This window comes from Streptomyces sp. NPDC015220 (assembly GCF_043079345.1).
In the GTDB taxonomy this organism is placed as follows: domain Bacteria; phylum Actinomycetota; class Actinomycetes; order Streptomycetales; family Streptomycetaceae; genus Streptomyces.
Genome location: NZ_JBIBUK010000006.1, coordinates 335,676 through 342,811 on the forward strand (window position 1 = coordinate 335,676; position 7,136 = coordinate 342,811).

Genomic DNA, 7,136 nt, shown 5'->3' on the forward strand with positions numbered 1-7,136 from the left:
TCATCGAGGCGCGCAGGTGAAGTCCGGCGAGGTAGCTGTCCGGGTTCTGTCGTACCGGGAACTGCTCGGGGCCTTCACTTTCCGGCGCTGGTGACGCCCAAGCCGTCCATGTAGTCGCGGACTCGCGTGATCAGTCCGTTGCGGACGTGGAGTATCAGGAGGCCGGGGACGGTGAACGTGGTGGCCTTGGCCGGCAGTGTTCCCACCACGACATGCTCGGCGACGATCACTGCGGGATCGGCGGTCTCGTGAGCCGCGACCCTTCTGACTTCCTTCACCTGGACGGGGCTGGCGCCCCAGGCCGCCCTGTAGCCGGCGCGCACGGCCTCACGCCCCTCGAAGCGCGGGGGGAAGCCGGGTGAGGCGAACGGGAACTCGTGCACCGCGTCGATGGTGTAGAGATCGGCGAGATCGTCCGGGGACTTGTCGAGCATGGCTCGGTAGTAGCAGGTCAGCACCTCATGAGGGGTGCGAGCAGCAGGTGTATCCAGATGTGACACGGGGGTTGCCTCATTCGCTCAACACTTGTTGACTCACTCACCGTAGAGTCGGTCGGACCTTCGGTCAACGGCTGTAGAGTGAATCGGTGTCCACTTCTCACCAGTCCCGCGCCGACCGACGCCGAGCGACCGAGGTCCGCATCCTCGACAGCGCCCGTGAGTTGTTCGCCGAGAAGGGATTCCAGCGCACCACCATTCGCGCCGTGGCGGCCGCGGCGAGCGTCGATCCGGCTCTGGTCATGCAGTACTTCGGCTCGAAGCGGGGGCTGTTCAGCCAGGCCGTGAAGGTGGTCCCCGCCCCACTGACGGCTACTGGCACCGATGAGCTTGTCGATCAGTTGCTGGCCTCGCTCGGCCTCAAGCTCGGTGGTCTTCCCGAGGGCACGGCGGCGATGATGCGATCGATGCTCACCGACCAGGCTGCGGCCGATCACGTCCGTGTCTCTCTCGGCCGACAGATCGACAGCGTCGGTGCCGCCCTGCCCGCTGCCGAGGACCCCGAACTGCGTGCCGCCCTGCTCGTCACCGCGTTGCTGGGCGTGACCATCGGCCACCAGTTCCTCGGCCTGGCCGCGCTCCGTGAGGTTCCCGCGGAACACATCGCCGCGTTGCTCCGCCCGGCCATCAAGGCCCTGGCAGGACCGCCGGGGTAACACTGCGAGCCGGCGACGTGGAGGCGTCAGCGGCCTTCGTGGAGGGACGCGGCACCGCCGCGGTGATCGACCTGGCGGCACTGCCGGCCATGGCCGTCAGCCCGGCCTTCTCGGCGACGCCGTCATCGCGCCGCGCCATCCATGGGCGTGGAATCGATCCGCATCAGCTCACCGGGCGCACTGGCCGGTACTTCGCCGATCGGCTCGGACGGACGCGCCCGGGCCGAGCGGCGCGCACAGGTCGGCCCGGTGCCATGGGCGTCGGCGGCGAGTTTGTCGAACAGCCCATGGAGCATGGCCCGAGACGGCAGCTCAACCTCGGCGGTCTGCCTTCGATCGGACAGAATCTGTCGGGTCCGCCAGGGAGTGAGGCCGATGGTCCTCGACGACGCGTCGGCGGTCTCGGCGACCGCCTGTCGCATCGCCTCCACCACGCCCGGGGCGACCTGGCCGAACGCCTGCATCTGCTTGGCCGACCGGCCGGCCGCCGGCCCTACCAGCTCATCCCACTGGTAACGCCAACGCGGCACCGTTGCTTGACGCCGCTGGCCGACACCTGATGCCCGGCCGCCGTCAACTCGACGGCCTCCGCCCGCTCGCGATGGGCCGGCCAGTGTCGTTACGGGTCGAACTCCGGCCGCGGAGTGGTCCCTTCCGGAACATCCGTCGGCAGACCGTGCAGGACCTCCAGAATGTGCCTTTCGCACCAGCGGGCCCGCTCGGCGGCGTCCTCGGGGGACTCGGGGAACGCCGCGGGGTCAGTCGGCCCGGCTCGGGAGCCAGCCGCGCTGGACGGCTCGGACTCCCGCTTCGAACCGGCTGCGCGCGCCCAGGCGCTCCATGAGGTCGGTCGCGACACGGCGTGCGGTGCGCTGGGAGACGCCGAGCCGTTTGGCGATCGCCTCGTCGGTGTGGCCCTGGGCCAGGAGCCTGATCGTGGTGCTCTCCTGGCTGGTCAGGCCATTGCCGTCGCGGACTTGGATCTCGCCCAGCGGTCGGGCGGTGGCCCAGACGCCCTCGAAGAGCGCGCACAGCGCGGTGAGCGTGCCCTGGCCTGTGAGGATCACCGCGCCGGAGGCGGTGTCGGCGCTGCTGACCGGAAGGATGGCGGTGGACCGGTCGATGATGATCATGCGGGTGGGCAGGGCCGGTACGGTGCGCACCTGGGCGCCGTGACTGGTCAGCCAGTTCGCGTGGTCCACGGTGGCCTGGTTGTTGCGCAGGCTGTCGAGATAGACGGTCCGCATGACCACGTCGCGGGCGAGGACTTCGCGGTTGAGTGGCCGGGAGGCCTCCATGTTCGCCGCAGTCTGCGCACCGTCGGGAGCGAAAGTCAGCACCTCCTCCCGCACGGACCGGCTCAGCAGGGCGACACGGTCCCGGACGGCGTCCAGGCCGTTGAGCTGCTCCATGCCGAGACCCTGGGTGCGGTTGAGTTCGGCGTGCTCGGCGATCAGGCGGACTGCCGCGGCGCGGGATGCCTCGAGCCGCGCCTGCTGGGCGGCCAGCTCCGCCTGCTGGCGCGCTATCAGGACCTCCATGCCGAGATCCGGGGCGATGGCGCGCAACTGCCCGTCGTGTTCGCCGGACGACCGGACCAGGGTCAGTTCGCTGAGCCGGTCACAGGCGTCGCGTACGTCTTCCGCGGAGTGCCCGGTCCGCTCGGCGAGCGCTGCGATGCCCTCCGTCGGATGGGCCAGCATTTCCCTGTAGACGGACTCCGCGACGGGGTCCAGGTCCAGAGCGGGACGCATCCCCACCCCCTTCGGTCGCTTGCCTTTCTCGTGAACTTCATGATCGTGTCATGAAAACGTTGTTGAGGCATCGTGAAGGGATGTGGACCGAAGCGGCAATGGCCGGAACAGGCCACCTGTTTGCTCTGGCGGTCGTGCCGTCCGCTTGTGATGTTCGGCACCATGTACCTCATCCATACGCGCCTTGGCGGCACGGGCGGAGCCGCTCCGCCGGACGACGTAACTCACCTGGTCCTCGCCGCGGCGAACGCGGATGACGGCGTCGAACACGTCCGCGCGCATCCCGACGCGACGCCCCACCCCGTGCTGGCTCTCTGGATAGTGGCTCCCTCCCTGCGGGAGGCCGAGGCACGCGCGCTGGAGGTGTGCCGGCGCACGCTCGCCGGTTCGCCCAAGCTGCGCGGGTGGGAGGTGGTGAGTTCGGGGGCCGCCTTCGTCACCCCCTACTACGAGCGGCTGCTGTCCTCGTCCGGCCCCGACTAGCGGAGCCGAGCAGGTCCTGGACGGAACGGGCCATGGCCGATTGGGGCCAGGCTTCAGCCCTTTGCGCGCCTCTGATCAGCGGTGAAGCTGTTGATCACGCCGATGGAAGCGGCCGGCCGAACGGTTCGGCCCCGCATCCGCAGGCGGACTGCACAGCTCGCCACGTGTCATCGCTTCCCAGGGGGAAAGAGTCATGCTCGTCATGCGCATACGTATGAGCCAGGCCGCCGTCGTCCTTCTCGCTCTGGGCGCCGTCTTCTGCGGTCACCACGCCGCCGCTCCGGTCGCACCGGCCCATGTCGTCGGTGCGCCGCTCGCTCCGGTGGCCGATGACTCGCAGAACGACCTCGGCTGGCAGTAGTCCCGCCGCCGAGCCGCGACGCAGGAGGACACCGGGCGCGCGAGACGCGCGACGCCCGTACGCGACTGCGATCCGCACGGCAGTCCGGACCCGGCACACCCATGAGGCGCGGGTCCGACGACACCCGAGGGCATGGCTCAGCCCCCTCGCCTCGGGATCCCGCATCAGTGGATCCCCCACCAACAGACCCTTCCGGGGCGCCGGACCGGGGTGCCTTCTCGCCCCCCGGTCACACCAGTGCCCCTTCCTCACGCCTGCCCCACCGACCGGCACGGCTCAGCCGTGCTCCGAACACGGAGAAACCCATGTCTGCGTACGTCAAAGCCAACCGTCGCACGATGTCAGCTCTCGGTGCCCTGGTCGCTGCCACCGTCATCACCGGCCTGGCGGGGGTCCCCGCCCACGCCGCCACACCTCAGGAGCAGCTTGCCGCCACGGCCACCGCCGAGAACGGCAACGGGCCGTGCGCACACGGCGGTTACGACGACGGCCTGAGCCAGAGCAGCAGTTGCGACGGACGCGGCGGTCAGTCGCACGCCTGGTGCGCGGACTTCGTCGGCTGGGTGTGGGCGCGCAACAACGTGTCTGGCATGGGCATGCTCACCGATGCGGCCGCGAGCTTCTATCAGTACGGGCTGAAGTACGGGACGAAGTCCAACACCCCCCACGTCGGTGACGCCGTCGTCTACGGCTACTCCAACGGCTGGGCCCAGCACGTGGCGATGGTGACGGGCATCAGTAACGGGGTGGTCACCATCACCGGCGGAAACCAGGGTCACAGCCAGAGCTCCGAAGGTCTGGTCACCACCAACAGCACCACCCGCTATGCCGTCGGCGACGCCCCCTGGGGCCAGACCATCAGCGGCTACATCTCGCCGGTGCTGCAGAAGGCCACACCGCCGAAGATCTCCCTGAAGGGCCTGCCCGGTATCTCGGTCACCGGTGTCGCCGACCTGTCCTCCTCCGTCTCGGCCGGCACCTACGGCATCTCGACCGTCGAGTACTACCTGGACGGCGAGAAGATCGCCACCCGCGGCACCGCCCCGTACTCCTACTCCTTCGACACCAGCCGGGTACCGGACGGCAAGCACATCCTCTCGGTCGAGGTCACCGACACCCAGGGCAACACGGGCGGCGACCGCGCCCAGATCATCACCTCCAACGGCGAGTCGGGCTCGACGTTCAACGCCGACTTCAACGGTGACGGCAAGTCGGACGTGGGCGTCCTGTACGACTACGGCCAGACCGACGACGGCATCAACCACGTCGGCCTGTGGACCTACCTCAGCAACGGCGCCGGGTTCAACAAGCCGGTGAAGGTGTGGGACAACGTCGAGGCCGGCAGCGGGAGCTGGAACTGGGACCGCGCCAAGGTCACCTCGGGCGACTTCAACGGCGACGGCAAGAGCGACGTCGGCGTGCTGTACAACAACGGTCAGCAGAGCGACGGCACCAACCGCACCACCCTGTGGACCCTCACCAGCAACGGCGCCGGCTTCAACAAGCCGGTGAAGGCGTGGGACAACGTCGACGCGGGCAGCGGCAGCTGGAACTGGAACCGTGAGAAGGTCGTCTCCGGTGACTTCAACGGCGACGGCAGGACCGACGTCGGCGTGCTGTACAACAACGGTCAGCAGAGCGACGGCACGTACCGGACAGCCCTGTGGACCCTCACCAGCACCGGCAGCGGCTTCGGCAACCCCGTGAAGAAGTGGGACAACGTCGACGCGGGCAGCGGCAGCTGGAACTGGGACCGTGCCAAGGCGACGGCCGGTGACTTCACCGGTGACGGCAAGGCGGACGTCGCCGTGCTCTACGACAACGGCCAGCAGAGCGACGGCACCAACCGCACCGCCCTGTGGACCCTCACCAGCACCGGCAGCGGCTTCAACGCCCCGGTGCGCAAGTGGGACAACACCGAGACCGACGTCAAGAGCTGGAACTGGGACCGCTCCAAGCTGACCGTGGGCGACTACACCGGCGACGGCAAGGCCGACATCGGCGTCCTCTACAACAACGGCCAGACCGAGGACTCCCGCAACAAGTCCGCGCTGTGGACGTTCGCCAGCACGGGTGCCGGGTTCGGCAACCCGCAGCGCAAGTGGGACTCCGGCACCGACAGCTGGAACGCCGACGCCAGCAAGCTGACCTCCGGCGACTTCGACGGCGACGGCTTGACCGACATCGGCGTGCTGTACGGCTACGGCCGGCAGGACGACGGCACCAACCGCACCGGCCTGTGGAAGTTCACCAGCACCGGCCCCGCCTTCAACAACCCGGCCCTCGTCTTCGACAGCGCGAACTTCACCAGCTGGAACTGGCAGAACAGCAAGCTCGCCTGACGGCATCGGCCCGTCGTGTGGGCGGCGGGTCCCGCTCCCGCCGCCCACACGCCTTCCGTCTCCATGAACCCGACTCTCCGTGAGGAACCCCGATGCCCACCCGTACCGTACGACTTCACGCGGCCTTGACCGCCGCCGTTGCCCTGGCAGGCACCACCGTCCTGACCCTGCCCACCACCGCCCAGGCCGCCTCGGTCAGCACCTGGGACAAGGTCGCCGACTGCGAGAGCGGCGGCAACTGGAGCATCAACACGGGCAACGGCTTCTACGGCGGACTCCAGTTCTCCCAGCAGACCTGGCAGGCCTACGGCGGCACCGCCTACGCGGCCCGGGCGGACCTGGCCACCAAGAAGGAGCAGATACTCATCGGCGAGAAGGTCCTCGCCGGCCAGGGCGAGGGGGCCTGGCCCAACTGCGGCCCCAAGGCCGGCCTCGGCTCCGACCACACCGACCCCTATCCATCGCCGACCCCGCCCGTCTCCCGGGTCACCGCGCCGGCGGGGGGATCGGTCCTCACCGGCTCGGTCCGCCTGACCGCCTCCGTCACCGACGCGGTCGGCACCCCGACCCAGGCGTCCTTCTACGTCGACGGCGACCTGGTCGGCACCGCCACCGGGTCCGGCCCCACCTACGCGGTCACCCTGGACACCGGCACGCTGCCCGACGGACCCCACGCGCTCACCGTCGCGGCTGTGAACGACGCGGGGCAGACCGGCCCCCGCTCCGGGGCCACCAGCTTCTTCGTCGCGAACCGGGCCGCCACCTCCCAGACCACCGGCGACTTCACCGGCGACGGCAAGGCCGACATCGCCGTGCTGTACAACAACGGTCAGCAGAGCGACGGCACGTACCGGTCGGCCCTGTGGACCTTCACCAGCAACGGCGCCGGGTTCAACAAGCCGGTGAAGGTGTGGGACAACGTCGACGCGGGCAGCGGGAGCTGGAACTGGGACCGCGCCAAGGTCACCTCGGGCGACTTCAACGGCGACGGCAAGAGCGACGTCGGCGTGCTGTACAACAACGGTCAGCAGAGCGACGGCACC

At 69.2% G+C, this 7,136-nt stretch carries 8 protein-coding genes; 5 read left to right on the forward strand and 3 right to left on the reverse strand.

Going from position 1 to position 7,136, the window contains the following annotated elements; all coding sequences use genetic code 11:
* Window positions 1-74: 74 nt before the first annotated feature.
* Window positions 75-500, reverse strand: a complete 426-nt coding sequence (locus tag ACF061_RS16815; RefSeq protein WP_392267603.1) for a nuclear transport factor 2 family protein — start codon at window positions 498-500, stop codon at window positions 75-77.
* An 86-nt stretch (window positions 501-586) separates the two neighbouring features.
* On the opposite strand from ACF061_RS16815, the gene ACF061_RS16820 reads away from it, so the two are divergent.
* A complete protein-coding gene (locus tag ACF061_RS16820) occupies window positions 587-1,153 on the forward strand; it encodes a TetR family transcriptional regulator (RefSeq protein WP_392267604.1) in 567 nt (188 codons plus the stop codon).
* A gap of 122 nt (window positions 1,154-1,275) precedes the next feature.
* Here ACF061_RS16820 and ACF061_RS16825 read toward each other — a convergent pair whose 3' ends face one another.
* Complete coding sequence (locus tag ACF061_RS16825) at window positions 1,276-1,683, reverse strand: hypothetical protein (protein WP_392267605.1); 408 nt, start codon at window positions 1,681-1,683, stop codon at window positions 1,276-1,278.
* Between the two features lie 228 nt (window positions 1,684-1,911).
* Window positions 1,912-2,907 (reverse strand): LuxR C-terminal-related transcriptional regulator, encoded by a 996-nt coding sequence (locus ACF061_RS16830; RefSeq protein ID WP_392267606.1) that lies wholly within the window; start codon window positions 2,905-2,907, stop codon window positions 1,912-1,914.
* Window positions 2,908-3,069: 162 nt separating this feature from the next.
* On the opposite strand from ACF061_RS16830, the gene ACF061_RS16835 reads away from it, so the two are divergent.
* The 4 genes from ACF061_RS16835 to ACF061_RS16850 all read left to right on the forward strand — a co-directional run.
* Window positions 3,070-3,390 carry a hypothetical protein gene (locus ACF061_RS16835; RefSeq protein ID WP_392267607.1) on the forward strand — a complete coding sequence of 107 codons (321 nt, stop codon included), beginning with the start codon at window positions 3,070-3,072 and terminating at the stop codon, window positions 3,388-3,390.
* 202 nt (window positions 3,391-3,592) lie between these two features.
* Complete coding sequence (locus ACF061_RS16840) at window positions 3,593-3,751, forward strand: hypothetical protein (protein ID WP_392267608.1); 159 nt, start codon at window positions 3,593-3,595, stop codon at window positions 3,749-3,751.
* A gap of 338 nt (window positions 3,752-4,089) precedes the next feature.
* Window positions 4,090-6,093, forward strand: a complete 2,004-nt coding sequence (locus ACF061_RS16845) for an Ig-like domain-containing protein (RefSeq protein WP_392267609.1) — start codon at window positions 4,090-4,092, stop codon at window positions 6,091-6,093.
* 92 nt (window positions 6,094-6,185) lie between these two features.
* Window positions 6,186-7,136: transglycosylase family protein (locus ACF061_RS16850; protein ID WP_392267610.1), on the forward strand; the 951-nt coding region annotated here is incomplete at its 3' end.

What these genes read in the sequence shown, in the direction of transcription:
- ACF061_RS16830 (WP_392267606.1), bottom strand. Translation starts at nt 2,907, where the DNA reads ATGCGTCCCGCTCTGGACCTGGACCCCGTCGCGGAGTCCGTCTACAGG.
- ACF061_RS16835 (WP_392267607.1), top strand. Translation starts at nt 3,070, where the DNA reads ATGTACCTCATCCATACGCGCCTTGGCGGCACGGGCGGAGCCGCTCCG.
- ACF061_RS16840 (WP_392267608.1), top strand. Translation starts at nt 3,593, where the DNA reads ATGCGCATACGTATGAGCCAGGCCGCCGTCGTCCTTCTCGCTCTGGGC.
- ACF061_RS16845 (WP_392267609.1), top strand. Translation starts at nt 4,090, where the DNA reads ATGTCAGCTCTCGGTGCCCTGGTCGCTGCCACCGTCATCACCGGCCTG.